This is a genomic window from Corynebacterium sp. NML 120412, assembly GCF_002285155.1.
Taxonomy (GTDB): domain Bacteria; phylum Actinomycetota; class Actinomycetes; order Mycobacteriales; family Mycobacteriaceae; genus Corynebacterium; species Corynebacterium gottingense.
Genome location: NZ_NSGL01000002.1, coordinates 156,100 through 171,709, shown reverse-complemented (window position 1 = coordinate 171,709; position 15,610 = coordinate 156,100). Strand labels below are relative to the sequence as shown.

The following is a 15,610-nucleotide window of genomic DNA, read 5'->3' as shown; positions in this document are numbered from 1 at the left end:
GGGGCGTTAGGGGCCACAAACGCAGCCCCGAGAATTTCCTAATATTCTCTACAGCTCCGGAGAGACGAGGATCTTCACCGCGGTCTCGTTGCGGTTGATCAGGGTGTCAAAGCCCTCGTCGACCACGCCGTCGAAACCGATCTTGCCGGTGATGAACGGCTTGAGGTCGATCTTGCCGGACTCGACGAGCTTGATGGTCTGCTCGTGGTCGTGTGCGTAGCCGATGATGCCGCGCAGCGTCAGCTCCTTCATCACCACGCTGTGGATGTCCAGCGATGCCTTCTTGGACCAGATGGACTCCACGACCAGGGTGCCCTTGAGCTTCAGGCAGTCCACCAGCTGGTCCAGCACAACGTTCACGGAGGTGGCCTCGAAAGCGATGTCCGCGCCCTTGCCGTCTGTGATCTTCATGATCTCTTCCTTGAGGTCCTGGCTGCTCGGGTCGATGGCGTAGTCGACCACGCCGGCGTCGAGCGCCTTCTGGCGACGCAGCTCGGAGAGCTCGGAGATGACCACGGTGCAGCCGTATGCCTTCGCCACCGCGGCAGTGAGCACGCCGATCGGGCCGGCGCCGCCGATCAGCGCCACGTCGCCTTCCTTCGCGTCCGCGGCGGAGAAGCCGTGGTGGGCAACGGAAAGGGGCTCGATCAGGGCGGCCTCATCCAGCGGGATGTCGTTGGAGATCGTGTGGACCCAACGGCGCGGGACCGCAATCTTCTCGGAGAGGCCGCCGCCACCGCCGGCCAGGCCAATGAAGTTGACGTCCGGGTGCAGGTTGTACGGGCCCGGCTTCTTCGGGTCGACGTCATCCGGCAGAACGTACGGCTCGACGACGACGTGCTGGCCGACCTCCAGGTCGTCCACGCCCTCGCCCAGCGCCGAAACCACGCCGGAGAACTCGTGGCCCAGGGTGACCGGCGGCTCTTCGCCCGTGATCGGGTGCGGGTGGCCCGGCTTCGGGCAGAAGATCGGCCCCTCCAGGTACTCGTGCAGGTCTGTGCCGCAGATGCCGCACCAGGCGATGTCGATGAGCACTTCGCCCTTGCCTGCCTCCGGCGCGTCAATCTCTTCGACGCGGATGTCTTTCTGACCGTAGTAGCGCACTGCACGCATTGGAAAAACCCCTTTCAAGAGGAAAAACTGACAGGTACTATCTTAGCGCGTTTCGTCAGTCGGCAGCGGCTCTTCGGGGGGTTCGGGGACGTCGATAAGCACCGTCCTCGTCTTGATGCGGCCGCGGCGGTCGAAGCCGCCCTCGGCGGTGTAGCGCACGCCGTCGATCACCGTCGACGACCCCGGGAGCGGGACGCGGCCAAGCTGGTAGGACAGTAGGCCGGCGAGGGTGTCCACGGAGTCGGTGAGCTCGTCGTCGAACTCGACTTCGTAATCGAAGTGGTCCTCGAGGTAGTCCACCAAGTCATCGAGCGGCAGGCGGGACTGGGCGCGGAACTGGCGCTCGCCGATCTGCTCGATCGGGGCGTCCTCGTCCTCGTCGAACTCGTCGGTGATCTCGCCGACGATCTCCTCCAGCAGGTCCTCCATGGTGAGGAGGCCGGCCACGTTGCCGAACTCGTCAATGACGATAGCGATGTGCGTGTTTTGCTGCTGCATCTGCTTGAGCAGCTCATCCAGCGGCTTCGACTCCGGCACGAACAGCGGATCGCGCATCAGCCCGGTCAGCTGCGTCGACGCGTCGACCGGGGCACCGTTGTCGCCGAACATGTCCTTGAGGTAGGCCACGCCGACGATCTCGTCGACGCTCTCGCCGATGAGCGGAACGCGCGAGTGACCCGAGCGAACCATCAGGCTCGTGGCCTGGCGCGCCGTCTTTTCGCTCTCGATCCAGATCATTTCCGGGCGCGGCACCATCACCTGGCGGGCGTGGGTGGACGCGAGGTCGAAGATGTTTTGGATCATGCGGCCCTCGGTGGTCTCCACCACGCCCTTCTCCTGCGCAATGTCAACGGCCTCGCGCAGCTCCACTTCGGTGGCGTACGGGCCGTCGCGGAAGTCCGCGCCCGGGTGGAACAGGTTGCCCAGCTTGATCAGGAAACGGGACACCGGGCCCAGCACCGCGTGGAACACCACGAGCCACTGGGCCGCCTTCAGCGAGATGGTGTACGGGTTGCGCTTGCCAGCCGTGCGGGCGAAGACGCCGATGATGCTGAACTGCAGCAGCGCTACCGCCACGATCGCCGCGGTGATCGCCCAGCCTTCCGCGTCAATGAGGTCCATGGCTGTGATCGCCGCGAACACCGCCGCCGTGATGTCCAGCGTGGTAGACAGCAGCACGAGCATGTTGACGTGGTTCGCGCGCGCGTTGACCACGCGCAGCAGCGCCGGCGCGCCGGCGACCTCGTCCTTCACCATGTTTTCCACACGCGCCCGGGAGACCGGGGTCAGGGCGGATTCGACGGAGCCAAGAAGGCCGGACAACAGCATCGCCGCGAGCGCGATGATGCCGTAGAAAATGGTGTTGTGCATTGAGGTGTTAGTTCTCGTTCTGGGTCGGTGCGTTGGGGCCGCGGGTGCCGTGGGGGCTGTGGGGGTCTGCGTGCTGCGCCTCGCGCTCACGCATCAGACGGTCGAGCTCCTCGCGGTCAGCGGCGGAGGGGAACGCGTGCGCCCCGGTCGGCTTCGGCTGGTACTCCACCCCGCGCGCGGTCATGGAGTCGTACCAGTCGGCGAGGATCTCGTTCTGCAGCGCGAACATCTCGCGCTCGTCGGCGGGCTGGATGTGGTCGTAGCCGAGCAGGTGCAGGACACCGTGGACAGTAAGCAGCGCGAGCTCGTGCGCCAAATCGTGGCCGGCCATCTCCGCCTGCCTGCGGTCAAACGCCGGGCACAGGATGATGTCGCCGAGCATCGCCGCGCCCAGTGGGGTCGCGTCGGGGCGGCCGCCGCCCGGGGTCAGCTCGTCCATGGGGAAGCTCATCACGTCGGTCGGGCCCTCAAGGTCCATCCAGCGGACGTGGAGATCGGCCATCGTCGGCTCATCCACGAGCGTGATCGTGGCCTCGGTGTCCGGGTGGACGTCCATGGTTTGGAGGGCGAACGAGCAAACGTCGATAAGCATTTGCTCGTTGACGTCGGCCTCGCCGGACTCGTTGAGAACTTCAATGCTCACTGGCTGGCTTCCTCCTCGCGCTCGCGCTCAAGCTCCTGCTGGCGCTTTTCGTAGCGCATCGAATTCTGGGCATCGTGCCGGTCGTACGCGGCGACGATGCGGGAGATCAGGTGGTGGCGCACGACGTCCTCGCCGCGCATCTCCTGGAACGCGATGTCATCGATGTTGGACAGAATGCGCCGGGCAACGCGCAGGCCGGACACGGTGCCGCGCGGCAGGTCCACCTGCGAGATGTCGCCGGTGACCACCATCTTCGAGCGGAAGCCCAGGCGGGTGAGGAACATCTTCATCTGGGCACCGGTGGTGTTCTGCGCCTCGTCCAGGATCACGAACGCGTCCGACAGGGTGCGACCGCGCATGTAGGCGAGGGGGGCGACCTCGATGATGTTGGCGTCGACGAGCTTGGGGATCATCTCCGGGTCCAACATGTCCCGCAGCGCGTCGTAGAGCGGGCGCAGGTACGGGTCGATCTTGTCGTTCAGCGTGCCCGGGAGGAAGCCGAGCTTCTCGCCCGCTTCCACGGCGGGGCGGGTGAGGATAATGCGCTTGACTTCCTTGGCCTGCAGCGCCTGCACCGCCTTCGCCACGGCCAGGTAGGTCTTGCCGGAGCCGGCAGGGCCGATGCCGAAGGTGATGGTGTGCTCATCAATCGCGTCGACGTACTGGCGCTGGCCCGCGGTCTTGGGGCGGATCACCTTGCCGCGGCGGGCGACGATCTCTGCGCCGAGGATCTCGGACGCGGATTCTGGCGTGTCCGTCTCCATAATGCGGGCGGCGTGGACGACGGAGTCCGGGTCCACGGGCACGCCACGGCGCGCCATGGACTCGAGCTCATCGACGACGCGCGCCGCGTAGGCCACATCCGCCTCGGCACCGCGCAGCGTCAGCGTCGTGCCTCGCGCGTGGATGTCAGCGGCGAGCTGCCGGTTGAGGACCCGCAGGTTGCCGTCGTTGACTCCGAGGACGGCCTGGGCGTAGGCGGAGTCCAATTCGAGTTTGCGGGTAACTGGATTTTGCATGCTGCTCCTCAACACTACCAGCGAGACGTCAACGCGCCGATGGCGCAAAGTGCCGCGAACCCGGCGCTCGCTGTGCGCAGGACTTGCGGCCCCATCCGCACGGGGTGGGCTCCGAGCAAATCTAACTCATCTTGGCCAATGCCGCCCTCCGGGCCAACGATGAGGAAGACCTCTTCGCCGAAGTTGAGGTCCTTGATGGAGTCCGTCGCATCTTCGTGCAGCACGACCGCGGGCTTGCCGGCGATGAGGTCCTTGAGCTGGTTGGTCGTCACCGCGTCGTGGACCTCAGGCAGCCATGCCCGGCGCGACTGCTTCGCGGAGGCGGCTGCCTGGTTTTGCCACTTCTGCACCTGCTTCGCCTGCTTGTCGTTCCCCCACCGCGCGATCGTGCGGTGCGAGATCCAGGGAATGATGGCGTCCGCGCCGCCCTGCACGGCGAGGTCGACGGCCAGCTCGGCGCGTTCCGACTTCGGCACCGCTTGCACGAGCGTGACGCGCGGCGTGGGCGCGGCTTCGGTGTGTTCGGCCACCACGTCGCCGACGACACGGTCGCGCGAGCAGTCGCGGACGACGACTTCGGCGGCGTTGCCGTGGCCGTCGACAAGCATGATGTGCTCCCCCGGGCCGATGCGCTTGACGTGGGCGTGTTTCGCTTCGGCGCCGTCGAGCTCGCCGGAGTTTGGCTGCACGGCGTAAAAGTACGGCAGGCTCATCAGCGGCGGAACTTACCACGCATGCGGGAGAAGAAGCTTTCCCCGCCGGACTCCTCGCTGGAGTGCACGCGCGCCTCGTCGTCGTGCGACTCGCGCAGCTGCTCCAGCGCGGCGCGCTCGTCCTTGTTCAGGTCGGTCGGCACGACCACCTTCACGTGCGCGACCATGTCGCCCGCGCCCTCGGCCCGCAGGCGCGGCATGCCCTCGCCGTGCAGGACGATCTCCTCATCCGGCTGCACGCCAGCCGGAACCTGGATGGTGGTCTGCTCGCCGGCCAAGTTCTCCACGGCCAGATCGGTGCCAAGCGCAGCGTCATACATTGGCACGCGCAGCTGCAGGTGCAGGTCGTTGCCCTCACGGGCGAAGACGGCGTGCGGGGCGGTGTGGACCTCCACGTAGAGGTCGCCCGCCGGGCCGCCGCCGTGGCCGACCTCGCCCTGGTTGGCCATGCGGATGCGCATGCCGGACGCGATGCCGGCCGGGACATTCACGGTGAGGTCGCGGGTGGTGCGCACGCGGCCGTCGCCGGCGCACTGGCGGCACGGGTCCTTAATAATCTCGCCGTAGCCGTGGCACTTCGGGCACTCGTGGGTGGTCATTACGTTGCCCAGGAAGGACTGCTGCATCTCCTGCACCGCGCCCTGACCCTGGCAGTAGTCGCAGGTTTCCGGCTTGGCGCCCGACTCGGAGCCGGAGCCCTGGCACTTGTTGCACAACACGGCGGTGTCCACGGTGACGTCCTTCTTCACGCCGGCAAACGCCTCTTCCAGCGTGATCTGGGTGCGCAGCAGGGCGTCGTTGCCCGGCTGCACGCGCGAACGCGGCTCGCGACCCGCGCCACCCCCGCCGAAGAACGCCTCGAAGATGTCGCCGACGCCGCCGAATCCACCGAAGCCGCCGCCGGGCCCGGCCGCGCCGCCCTGCTCCATTGGGTCTCCGCCGCGGTCCACAATGCTGCGCTTCTTCGGGTCCAGCAGGACCTCCTGCGCCAGCGAAATGTCCGCGAACTTCTCCGCTGCCTCCTCGGACGGGTTCACGTCCGGGTGGTACTTGCGGGCGAGCTTGCGGTACGCCTTCTTAATCTCTTGCTCCGTGGCTTCCCGGTCGACGCCGAGAATGCCGTAGTAGTCTCGTGCCAAAGTATTTACCCTTTCAGATTTATAGAAGTGTGAAAAAGTGCTTCGCCCGCTGGTCGCGGCTGCTATTCGCCCCGCAGGATGCGGCTAATGTATTGGGCCACGGTGGCAACCTTTTGAATCGTACCGGGGTAGTCCATGTACGTCGGACCGACCACCCCGAGTCCGCCAAGCGCCTCGTCGCCCGCGCCATATGCAGTAGTAACAATCGCCGCCTGGGAAAATTCCTCGTTTTCGTTCTCCCGCCCGATCCGCACGGACACCCGCTCCAGATCTTGCGCGCTGGCCAGGAGCTTCAGCACGACGACCTGCTGCTCCAGGGCCTCGATCACGTTGTGCAGGTCCGCCAGCCGGTGCACGGTCAGGTTGCCCGCGCCGGCGATGAGCAGGCGGTCCGCGGTCGTGTCCACCAGCGTGTCCACGAGGACGGCGGCGCAGCGCCCGACGGCGTCGGCGAGTTCCCGCGGCGCCCTCGCGTGCAGGGTGGACAGCCCGGCGGCGGCCTCGCGCATCGTCCGGCCGACGAGAACGTCGTTGAGGAGGTCGCGGAGGACGGGCACGTGGGCGTCGACAAGCGGCCCCTTGAGCTCGACATTGCGCTGGTCAACGCGTCCGGTGTCGGTGATGACCACCAGCAGCAAGCGAGTCGGCGTGAGCGAGACGACCTCGCAGTGCTTCACGCGCGACAGGTCGAGGTTAGGCAGCTGCACCACCGCGGCCTGGTTGGTCAGCTGGGCGAGCAGCTGGACGCTGCGGCGCAGCACGTCCTCGAGGTCCACGCCGTGCTCGAGAAAGTCTAGGATGGCGTGGCGCTCGGCGACGGAGAGCGGCTTGACGTCGTCGTGCAGCGCGTCCACGAACGCGCGGTACCCGGCCTGTGTGGGGATGCGGCCGGAGGAGGTGTGGGTTTGGCTGATGTAGCCCTGTTGTTCCAGCACGCTCATGTCGTTCCTGATGGTCGCCGAGCTCACGCCGAGCCCGTGGCGCTCCACCAGTGCCTTCGATCCGACTGGTTCTTGCTGCGCGATGTAGTCGGCAACGATTGCGCGCAGCACCGCCTTGCGGCGGTCATCAGCAGCACTCATTAGCACTCCCTCTCATCGACTGCCAGTCATCCTACTCGGCGGCCAGAATATCGGTCACGATGCCGTCGGCAAGCAATCGGCCCGCATCCGTCACCGCGATGCGCTCGCCCGCGGTGAGCAGGCCGCCGCGCACATGCTTGTCGACGACCCCGCGCGCCCCCTCCCCAACCCAGCCGGCAGGGATACCCTCCTTGAGCCGCAGACCGAGCATCACCTGCTCGTCGTGGTGCTCCGCAACCGTCACCGTCTCCGTGAACCCGATCGGCAGCTCGCCGCCCCGCAGGGTGTCGGCGTAGCGCTCTGGGCGCTTCACGTTTGCGAAGCGCTCGCGGCCGATATAAGAGTGCGCCCCCGGACCCGCGCCCCACCATTGACCATCGCGCCAGTACAGCAGGTTGTGCCGGCACTCCCCGCCCGGCTTCGACCAGTTCGACACCTCGTACCAGCCAAACCCCGCGGCCTCGAGCGCCTCGGCGATCAACTCGTAGCGGCGCGCGTACACCTCCTCCTCGGGTGCCGGCAGCTCACCGCGGCGCACCTTGCGCGCCATCGCGGTGCCGTCCTCCACGATGAGCGAGTACGCGGAGACGTGGTCCACTCCCGTGGAAAGGATCGCGTCAAGCGTGGCGCGCACGTCATCGTCCGTCTCCGTCGGGGTGCCGTAGATCATGTCCAGGTTGACGTGGTCGAACCCGGCGGCGAGCGCCTCGCGGGCAGCGGCGACAGCGCGCCCCGGCGTGTGCGCGCGATCCAGCACCTTGAGTACGGGCGTGGAGGCGGACTGCATCCCGAGCGACAAGCGGGTAAACCCGGCCTCGCGCAGCCCCGCGAAGTAGCCGGGGCTGGTGGACTCCGGGTTCGACTCCGTGGTGACCTCGGCGTTCGGCGCAAGGCCGAAGGTGTTGCGGACGGCGCCCAGCAGACGCGACAGTCCCTCTGCGCCGAGCAGCGACGGGGTGCCCCCGCCCACAAACACCGTATCCGCGCGCGGCGGGGTGCGCTCGCCCCGCTCGGCGGCGGTGCGCGCGGCGGCGAGCTCCAGCTCGCGCTCGATCGCGTCCAGGTACTCCGCGTGCGAGGACGCTACCTCGGTGGGCGTGTACGTATTGAAGTCGCAGTAGCCACAACGGGTCGCGCAGAACGGGACGTGAAGGTAGACGCCAAAAGAGTCGTGTTCAGCCATGCGGCCAGTTTAGGCACCGCGCCGGGAGCGCTTCGCCGCGACCTTCTCCACGATCCGGTTGATGCGGGCGCGCTCGTCCAAAAACTCCGGCGGGTTGGTCCCACGCATGGTCCGCACGAACGCCGGGTGGTCGACGCACACGGTCTCCACCCACCCCTCGACGGCGGCCTCGACCAGCTCTGAGACGGTGGCGTAGAGGTGCGGCAGGCTCACCGCGCCGAGCTCGCGCGCGACCATGTCGGTCTGCTCAAGGGTGTAGGCGACAATCTCGGTGAGGTGCTGGACGGTGAGGTCGGTGCGGCCGGTGAGCGCGTCCTCCATCGTCTGCACGGAAAACGGCGCGGAAAGCGGGAAGAGCTCTTCCAGCCCGGTGGCGTCGAGAAGCTCCGGCTCGGGGACCTTCTCCTCGGGGCAAGCGGAGGCGGACAGGACGCCCGCGCGCATCCCCGAGGTCAGTGCCTGGCGCAAGCCGATGAGCTCGCCGACCACGCGGCGCGCGTCCACGCGGGCGTCGTCGGCGATCTCCACAAACTCAGCGAGGCAGTCGTCCGTGAGCTCGCCGTCGTAGTCCGCGACGGCCTCTGCAATGTGCTCGATGTACTCGGCGACCTCGTCGCCGATGTTGTAAATCTCCTGCGTGAGCTCGCGGTGCCGCAGCATTGCAGCCGTCTTGTGCACGGACAAGCCCCCTTTTGTATTGCTCAGGACGAGTTACGGATTTGCTGGGAGCAATGCTAAGGCACGCGCGCGCCCCGGCGCGGAAGGCGCGCCGAAGCTACGCCGCACCCACCCCGCCCCCGGCGGGTGCTAGCGCTCGTAGAGCTTGTCGATGTCCTCGCGGAAGCGCTGGAAGACCACGTTGCGCTTGACCTTCATCGTTGGTGTCATTTCGTTGTCGCGCTCGGAGAGGTCGCGGTCCAGGATGCGGAATTTCTTGATCGCCTCGGCGTGCGAAACGGTCGCGTTGGCCATGTTGATCGCGTCCTGCACCTCCGCGCGCAGGCTGGCGTCCTGGGCGAGCTCCGAGAGCTTCTTCTGCTCCGGGATGTTGTGGGTGGCCTTCCAGCGGGCCAGCTCGTCCTCGTCCAGCGTGACCAGCACGCCGATAAATGGCTTGCCGTCGCCGACGATGAGCGCGTTGGAGATCAGCGGGTCCTGGCGGATGATCTCCTCCATCGGCCCGGGCGAAACGTTCTTGCCGCCCGCGGTGACAATGAGATCCTTCTTGCGGCCGGTGATGCGCACGAAGCCCTCGTCGTCCACCTCGCCCAGGTCGCCGGTGTTGAACCAGCCCTCGTCGAACGCTTCGGCCGTGGCGTCCGGGTTGTTCCAGTACTGCTTGAACACGCCGGGACCGGAGAACTCGATCTCGCCGTCGTCGTTGATCCGCACCGAGTAGCCGTTGACCGGCGGGCCGACGGTACCGATCTTCTGCCCGACCTTGTTGTTCACACACGCCGCGGCGCAGGTCTCGGTCAGCCCGTAGCCCTCATAGATGGGCACGCCCATCCCGCGGAAGAAGTGCGACAGCTCGGCGCTCATCGCGGAGCCGCCGGTAATTCCGTAGGTCACGGCGCCGCCCATGGCGTCCTTGAGCTTGGAGTAGACGAGCTTTTCAAACACCTTGCGCTTCGCCTTCTGCACGCGGCTCGGCCCCTCCGGCGTATCCAGCGCCTTGGAGTACTCGATGGCGGCGCGCTCGGCTTCGAGGAAGACGCGCTTGCCCACGGCGGAGCCGTCAGCGGCCTTGTTGTAGGCGGCGTTGCGCACCTTCTCAAACACGCGCGGCACGCCGAGCACCATGTTCGGCCGGGCGCGCTGCAGCTCCACCGTGAGGGTGGAGGTGTCGGACCAGTGCGACTGGGTCGCGCCCGCCATCGCCAGTGCCAGCGACACCGCGCGCTGCAGCACGTGCGCGAGTGGCAGGAACGTCACGACGCGCTTGCCGGGCACGGCGACCTCGCCGATCTCGTTCTTAATCAGCGCCCACGTCTGGTAGGCCCAGTTGCCGTGCGTGAGCTCCACGCCCTTCGGCCGGCCGGTGGTGCCCGAGGTGTAGACGATCGAGCCGATGTCGTCGTGGGTGATGGCGGCCACGCGGGCGTCGATAAGCGACTGCTCCACCTCGCGCCCCTCAAACTTGAGCGTCTCCACGCCCGAGGCATTAAATTCATAGACCTTGCGCAGCTGGGACGTGGAGCCAGCCAGCCGCGGCGTGCCATCCTCCTGCAGCACGAACGAGCTGATCAGCTGCGTATGATCACGCGTCTCCGTCAGCGCCAGCTTCGCGCCGGAATCCTCCAAAATCCACTGGATCTGCGACATCGAGCTCGACGGGTAAATCGGCACCGACGCCGCCCCGGCTGCCCAGATGGCAAAGTCCATCAGCGACCACTCGTAGCGAGTCGCCGACAGGATCGCCACGCGGTCGCCGGGCTCAATACCAGCCGCCACCAGGCCCTTCGCCGCCTCGTAGACTTCTTCGAGGAACTCGCCGGCAGTCACGTTCACCCAGTCGTAGTTACGCGGGCGGGAAAACAGCACCGTGTGCGGGTGCTCCGTGCACAGCGTGATCAGCTGGCTCAGGCAGTTTTCCGACGCGTCGAGCTCGAATCCGAGGTCCGTGGTGAAAGAATTCTGTGACATCTGTGACATAAGCCCTCACCCTACCGCGTTAACAGCTGCTCGGCCCCGCTCCGGGCGAGCGCGCGGCGCGTTTGGCACAATATACCTTGTGTTCACTGTGATGAATGAAGAACTCCTGCTGTCACTCGCCCGGTCGTACGGCTTTGGCACCTCCTACCGCTCCGACGTTGGGAAACTTGTTACGCCGCCGGCGCAGTCCTTCATGAAACTGCTGCGCGCAATCGGCGTGCCGCTGTCTGAATCCCCCTCAGACCAGGAGCTCCAAGAGCTTATCGACGCCCGCGCGACCGCCCTCGCGACCCGGCCGCTGCCCCTCACCGTGGTCGCCACCGCGGGCGAGGAACAGCACTTCAACGTCCACGTCAAGGACGGCCACTACGCGCACTGCTGGATCCGCCTGGAGGACGGGTCCTCGCGCGACGCCTACCAGGACGAGAACTGGGTGCCGCCGACCACCGCCGCCGACGGCACCGTCTGGGGCGAGGCGACCTTCCACGTCCCCGGCGACCTGCCCGAAGGTTGGCACGAGCTGCACCTGGAGTCCGACGACCTGGACGAGGTCTGCCCGCTCATTGTGGTGCCGGCCCGCCTGACCACCAACGAGGCGCTCGAGCGCCGGCCCGCGTACGGCGTGATGGCGCAGCTCTACTCCGTGCGCTCCACGCAGTCCTGGGGCATCGGCGACTTTGAAGACCTCGCGCGCATCGCCGAGGCTGTCGCCGCCGAGGGCGCGGACTACCTGTTGATCAACCCGGTGCACGCTGCGCAGCCCGTCCCGCCGGTGGAGGACTCCCCGTACCTCCCCGCCTCGCGCCGCTTTGTCAATCCCATTTACATTTCCGTCGAGGCGGTCCCCGAGTTCACCAAGCTGGGCGTGGAAACGCGCGCGGAGGTCAACCAGCTGGTCAGCCCGCTGAAAGCGATGAACCACACCGCCGACCCGCTGGACCGCAACGCCGTGTTTGAGGTGAAGCTCGCGGTCCTGCGCGAGCTGTTCTACCTGTCCCAGCAGGACCCGGGGCGCTCGCACGATTTCGAGCTGTACACCCTGGACGAGGGCGAGGGCCTGCGCGAGTTCGGCGAGTGGTGCGCCGTCCAGGCCGACGCGGTCGAGCACGGCCAGCACGCGGCGAAGGCCGCCGACGAGGAAACGATCCAGTTCTACATGTGGCTGCAGTTCATCGCGGACGAGCAGCGCCGCGTCGCCCAGGACCGCGCGCTGGCCGCCGGCATGCGCATCGGCATCATGACGGACCTCGCCGTGGGCATTCACCCGGACGGCGCGGACGCGCACACGCTGGCTGATGTGCTGGTTGCCGACGCCTCGGTTGGCGCGCCGCCGGACATGTACTCCCAGCAGGGGCAGGACTGGTCCCAGCCGCCGTGGAACCCGGAGGCACTCGCCCAGCAGGGGTACGGCCCGTGGCGCGACTTGCTGCGCACGGTGCTGCGCCACTCCGGCGGCATCCGCGTCGACCACATCCTGGGTCTGTTCCGCCTGTTCTGGATGCCGCGCGAGGACAAGCCGGCTGACGGCCTGTACATGAACTACGACTACCGGGCGATGGTGGGCATCCTCCTGCTTGAGGCGCAGCGCGCAGGCGCCGTGGTGATCGGCGAGGACCTGGGCACCTTCGAGCCGTGGGTGCAGGACGTGCTGCGCGACACCGGTGTGTTCGGCACGACGGTCCTGTGGTTCGAGGCGACCGATTCCGACGACCCACGCCCGGCCGACCAGTACCGGGCGCTGGCGCTGTCCGCCGTTGGCACGCACGACCTGCCGCCGACCGCCGGCTACATGGAGGGCGTGCACAACGAGCTGCGCTCCCGCCTGGGCCTGGTCGCGGAGTCGCTCGAAGAGCTCAACGCCGAGGACGGCGTGTGGATCGGCCGCGTGCTCAACCAGGTGCGCGCCGAGGGCGCGTTCGCGGGCACGGCGTTCGCGGACGCCGACTTTACCCAGTACGACCTCGGCGAGTTCGACAGCGCGGGCTCGCTGGATGACCTGCTTGTCGGACTCACCCGCTTCATCGCCTCGACCCCGTCCGCGATGACGTGCACAAACCTCGTGGACATGGTGGGCGACCGCCGCATCCAAAACCAGCCGGGCACCAATGCGCACCAGTACGCAAACTGGTGCATCCCCCTCACCGATGCCGCGGGGAAGCCGGTGCTTATCGACGCCCTGCCGTCCCACCCCCTCTTCCACCGGGTCGCAGAGGCGTCGCGGCGGCCGCAGCGCTAGCTTGGCCGCTGTGCGCCGCCGGCGCAGGTCCCGCGCAGGTGCGGGCTCGACCGGCTCGGCCTGCTACACCAGGCTGCCGACGATCGCCGCAATAACGACGAGCGCGAGCATCACGTACAGTGCCTGCGTCACCCGCGACTGCGGGTACTTGCGTTGCTGCCGTGGCAGGCGCTGATCCTGCTTGCGCAATTCTTCCGGGTTTGCCATGGCGCTAGTGTACTTCCCCGTCCGCCGCGGCCGAAACTTCGCCGTGTGCGCTTCCGGTCTCTTGGGCGCTTTTGGTCCCGCGAGTTCTGTCGCGCAAGAACGCCAGCCAATCCGCCACGCGCAGCATCGCCCACGCGGCGAGCCCGGCCGCCGGCAGCGCGACGGCAAGCACGATCGGGAGCTGGAGCCAGGGGCTCAGTGCAAACATGAAGGTCCCTCCCCCGTGTACGCCTACGCGCGCCCAGTGTTGGACGCGAAGTCGGTGCCCTCAAGCCCACGCCGCACGAGCAGCGGGCGCGTATCTTTCTCGCGGCCGCGGAACGCCGTGTACGCCTCGGTGTAGTCGCGCGCAGCGCCGCGCGACAGGATGGCGTCGCGGAACTTCGCGCCGGTCGCCCGGTTGATGCCTTCCTCCTGCACCAGGTCGTACCCGTCCGCGTCCAGTGCTTCGGCCCACAGATAGGAGTAGTACCCGGCGGAGTAGCCGCCGGCGAAGATGTGGTTGAACCACGTCGAGCGGTACCGAGGCGTGAGCCCGGGAACGTCCAGGTGGTAGCGCCGCAGGACGTCTTCTTCGAAGGCGTCGATGTCGGTCGGGGTGGCGTCGGTAAGCGAATGCCACTCGAGGTCGATGGCGCTGGCGGCGAGGTATTCGGCGGTGGCAAAGCCCTGGCCAAACTGGCGCGCGGCGCGGACGGACTCGAGCAACGCGGGCGGGATCGGCGCGCCGGTGTCCACGTGGCGGGCGTAGTTGCGCACGATTTCGGGCGCGAACGCGTAGTTCTCGTTGATCTGCGAGGGGAATTCCACCCAGTCCCGGGGGACGTTGGTGCCGGACAGCGACGGGTAGCGCACGTTGGAGAGCAGACCGTGCAGCGCGTGTCCGAACTCGTGGAAGACGGTGGTGACCTCGTCGATGGTGAGCAGTTCGCTGTTCACGCTCATGACGTTGACCACCACCGGTGCCGTGCCGGCGAGCCGGGACTGGTCCATGAACGAGCTCATCCACGCCCCGCCGCGCTTGGTCTCGCGCGCCGAGTAGTCCGTGAGCAGCAGGCCGAGACCGGTGCCATCTTCTTCCTTGACCTCCCACACCTGCACGTCGTCGCGGTAGCCGCGCAGGTCCTCGCGGCGCGTGACGGTGATGCCGTAGAGCAGGTTCGCCGCGTAAAACACGCCGTCCTCCAGCACCTGCCAGAGCGGGAAGTAGTTGCGCAGCTCGGCCTCGTCCAAGTTGAGTTCCTCGGCGCGGCGCTGCGCCGCCCAGTACGGCCAGTCCGCACCGTCAGGGCCATCGGGGCTCCCAAGATCCGCGCCGCGCGACCGCGCGAGCTCGCCGGCCAGCTTGCGTTCCGCCTCCGCGTTCGCCGCGGCAGCGGGGGCCAGGTCCGCGATCAACGCGCGGGCCGCGTCGGCGGTGCCAGCGGTTTCCTCCGCAATCACGTAGTCCGCGTGCGTGTCGTACCCCAGGAGCTTGGCACGCTCCTGCCGCAGCGTGACCGTCTCCACCACGATGTCAACGTTTGACTCGGCACCGCGCTGCTGGGAGGCGTCGAAAAGCGCGCGCCGTGCCGCGGGGTCCTCCAGCTCGGCCTGCAGCGACTGGGTCGTGGGAAGTTCGAGGGGCACGATGTACTCGCCGCTCCCGTCGTCCGCCGCGAACGCGTGCAGCTGGTCCTCGCTGAGGCCCGCGAGCTCGTCGCGCGAGAGCCGCACGGCGAGGCGCTTCGTATCGGCGAGCAGGTTGCGGCCGAACTGCTCCGAGAGTTCGGACAGCCGCCCGTTGATAGCGGCCAGGCGCGCCTTGCCGTCTGCGTCCAAATCCGCGCCGCGGCGCACGAAGCGGCGCACGAGCAGCTCGTGAAGGCGCCGCGATTCCTCGTCATCGGGCACCGCCACCGCGCGCAGCCGGGAATACAGCTCCGCGTTTTGGTAGATCGCGTCCGTGTGCGCGGACAGCTGCGGGACGATGCGGTCGGCCACGGCGTCAAACTCCGCGGTGGCGTCAGTCCCCTGCAGGTTGAAGAACCAGGCGAGCACGCGCGATAGGTCCTGCCCCGCGAGCTCGAGCGCCTCGACGGTGTTCTCCCAGTTCGGCGACTCCTGCGCGCAGATTTCCGCGATCTCCGCGTCGTGACGCGCGAGCGCTTCCTCAAACGCGGGCTCGACGTGCGCGAGCCTGATGTGGGCAAAGTCCGGCAGCTGGTACGGCAGCTCCGACGGGGCAAGCAGTGGGTTGGTCATGGCGG

The 15,610-nt window shown here is 67.5% G+C and carries 14 protein-coding genes; 1 reads left to right on the top strand and 13 read right to left on the bottom strand.

What is annotated here, in order from left to right; all coding sequences use genetic code 11:
• Window positions 1-48: 48 nt before the first annotated feature.
• The 10 genes from CKJ84_RS07795 to CKJ84_RS07750 all read right to left on the bottom strand — a co-directional run bounded on the left by CKJ84_RS07795 (window position 49) and on the right by CKJ84_RS07750 (window position 10,909).
• Complete coding sequence (locus CKJ84_RS07795; RefSeq protein WP_095546534.1) at window positions 49-1,113, bottom strand: 2,3-butanediol dehydrogenase; 1,065 nt, start codon at window positions 1,111-1,113, stop codon at window positions 49-51.
• A 42-nt stretch (window positions 1,114-1,155) separates the two neighbouring features.
• A complete protein-coding gene (locus CKJ84_RS07790) occupies window positions 1,156-2,484 on the bottom strand; it encodes a hemolysin family protein (RefSeq protein WP_095546533.1) in 1,329 nt (442 codons plus the stop codon).
• A 7-nt stretch (window positions 2,485-2,491) separates the two neighbouring features.
• Window positions 2,492-3,127, bottom strand: a complete 636-nt coding sequence (ybeY, locus tag CKJ84_RS07785; RefSeq protein ID WP_095546532.1) for an rRNA maturation RNase YbeY — start codon at window positions 3,125-3,127, stop codon at window positions 2,492-2,494.
• Complete coding sequence (locus CKJ84_RS07780) at window positions 3,124-4,146, bottom strand: PhoH family protein (RefSeq protein WP_095537309.1); 1,023 nt, start codon at window positions 4,144-4,146, stop codon at window positions 3,124-3,126. The genes ybeY and CKJ84_RS07780 overlap by 4 nt, the downstream gene beginning before the upstream one ends.
• 14 nt (window positions 4,147-4,160) lie before the next feature.
• Window positions 4,161-4,859, bottom strand: a complete 699-nt coding sequence (locus CKJ84_RS07775; RefSeq protein ID WP_095546531.1) for a 16S rRNA (uracil(1498)-N(3))-methyltransferase — start codon at window positions 4,857-4,859, stop codon at window positions 4,161-4,163.
• Complete coding sequence (dnaJ, locus tag CKJ84_RS07770; protein ID WP_095546530.1) at window positions 4,859-5,998, bottom strand: molecular chaperone DnaJ; 1,140 nt, start codon at window positions 5,996-5,998, stop codon at window positions 4,859-4,861. Before dnaJ ends, CKJ84_RS07775 begins: the two co-directional genes overlap by 1 nt.
• Window positions 5,999-6,060: 62 nt before the next feature.
• Window positions 6,061-7,080, bottom strand: coding sequence for a heat-inducible transcriptional repressor HrcA (gene hrcA / locus CKJ84_RS07765; protein WP_095275487.1), 1,020 nt, complete (start codon window positions 7,078-7,080; stop codon window positions 6,061-6,063).
• 31 nt (window positions 7,081-7,111) lie between these two features.
• The gene (gene hemW, locus CKJ84_RS07760; RefSeq protein WP_095546529.1) at window positions 7,112-8,263 is read right to left on the bottom strand and encodes a radical SAM family heme chaperone HemW; all 1,152 of its coding nucleotides are present in this window, start codon (window positions 8,261-8,263) and stop codon (window positions 7,112-7,114) included.
• A 9-nt stretch (window positions 8,264-8,272) separates the two neighbouring features.
• Complete coding sequence (locus tag CKJ84_RS07755; protein ID WP_095275579.1) at window positions 8,273-8,941, bottom strand: hypothetical protein; 669 nt, start codon at window positions 8,939-8,941, stop codon at window positions 8,273-8,275.
• Window positions 8,942-9,070: 129 nt separating this feature from the next.
• Window positions 9,071-10,909, bottom strand: coding sequence for a long-chain fatty acid--CoA ligase (locus CKJ84_RS07750; protein ID WP_095546528.1), 1,839 nt, complete (start codon window positions 10,907-10,909; stop codon window positions 9,071-9,073).
• A 100-nt stretch (window positions 10,910-11,009) separates the two neighbouring features.
• Between CKJ84_RS07750 and malQ the strand changes: the two genes are divergently transcribed.
• Window positions 11,010-13,154 carry a 4-alpha-glucanotransferase gene (gene malQ, locus CKJ84_RS07745; protein ID WP_233125594.1) on the top strand — a complete coding sequence of 715 codons (2,145 nt, stop codon included), beginning with the start codon at window positions 11,010-11,012 and terminating at the stop codon, window positions 13,152-13,154.
• Window positions 13,155-13,217: 63 nt separating this feature from the next.
• Here malQ and CKJ84_RS12370 read toward each other — a convergent pair whose 3' ends face one another.
• The 3 genes from CKJ84_RS12370 to CKJ84_RS07730 are packed head-to-tail and all read right to left on the bottom strand — an operon-like array spanning window position 13,218 to window position 15,605.
• Window positions 13,218-13,361 carry a hypothetical protein gene (locus tag CKJ84_RS12370; RefSeq protein WP_095275485.1) on the bottom strand — a complete coding sequence of 48 codons (144 nt, stop codon included), beginning with the start codon at window positions 13,359-13,361 and terminating at the stop codon, window positions 13,218-13,220.
• Between the two features lie 4 nt (window positions 13,362-13,365).
• Window positions 13,366-13,569 carry a hypothetical protein gene (locus CKJ84_RS07735; protein ID WP_095546527.1) on the bottom strand — a complete coding sequence of 68 codons (204 nt, stop codon included), beginning with the start codon at window positions 13,567-13,569 and terminating at the stop codon, window positions 13,366-13,368.
• 23 nt (window positions 13,570-13,592) lie between these two features.
• Window positions 13,593-15,605 carry a M3 family metallopeptidase gene (locus CKJ84_RS07730; protein WP_095546526.1) on the bottom strand — a complete coding sequence of 671 codons (2,013 nt, stop codon included), beginning with the start codon at window positions 15,603-15,605 and terminating at the stop codon, window positions 13,593-13,595.
• Window positions 15,606-15,610 lie beyond the last annotated feature (5 nt).

What these genes read in the sequence shown, in the direction of transcription:
- hemW (WP_095546529.1), bottom strand. Translation starts at nt 8,263, where the DNA reads ATGGCTGAACACGACTCTTTTGGCGTCTACCTTCACGTCCCGTTCTGC.
- malQ (WP_233125594.1), top strand. Translation starts at nt 11,010, where the DNA reads ATGAATGAAGAACTCCTGCTGTCACTCGCCCGGTCGTACGGCTTTGGC.
- hrcA (WP_095275487.1), bottom strand. Translation starts at nt 7,080, where the DNA reads ATGAGTGCTGCTGATGACCGCCGCAAGGCGGTGCTGCGCGCAATCGTT.
- CKJ84_RS07735 (WP_095546527.1), bottom strand. Translation starts at nt 13,569, where the DNA reads ATGTTTGCACTGAGCCCCTGGCTCCAGCTCCCGATCGTGCTTGCCGTC.
- CKJ84_RS07730 (WP_095546526.1), bottom strand. Translation starts at nt 15,605, where the DNA reads ATGACCAACCCACTGCTTGCCCCGTCGGAGCTGCCGTACCAGCTGCCG.
- CKJ84_RS07790 (WP_095546533.1), bottom strand. Translation starts at nt 2,484, where the DNA reads ATGCACAACACCATTTTCTACGGCATCATCGCGCTCGCGGCGATGCTG.
- CKJ84_RS07750 (WP_095546528.1), bottom strand. Translation starts at nt 10,909, where the DNA reads ATGTCACAGAATTCTTTCACCACGGACCTCGGATTCGAGCTCGACGCG.
- CKJ84_RS07780 (WP_095537309.1), bottom strand. Translation starts at nt 4,146, where the DNA reads ATGCAAAATCCAGTTACCCGCAAACTCGAATTGGACTCCGCCTACGCC.
- CKJ84_RS07795 (WP_095546534.1), bottom strand. Translation starts at nt 1,113, where the DNA reads ATGCGTGCAGTGCGCTACTACGGTCAGAAAGACATCCGCGTCGAAGAG.
- CKJ84_RS07775 (WP_095546531.1), bottom strand. Translation starts at nt 4,859, where the DNA reads ATGAGCCTGCCGTACTTTTACGCCGTGCAGCCAAACTCCGGCGAGCTC.
- CKJ84_RS12370 (WP_095275485.1), bottom strand. Translation starts at nt 13,361, where the DNA reads ATGGCAAACCCGGAAGAATTGCGCAAGCAGGATCAGCGCCTGCCACGG.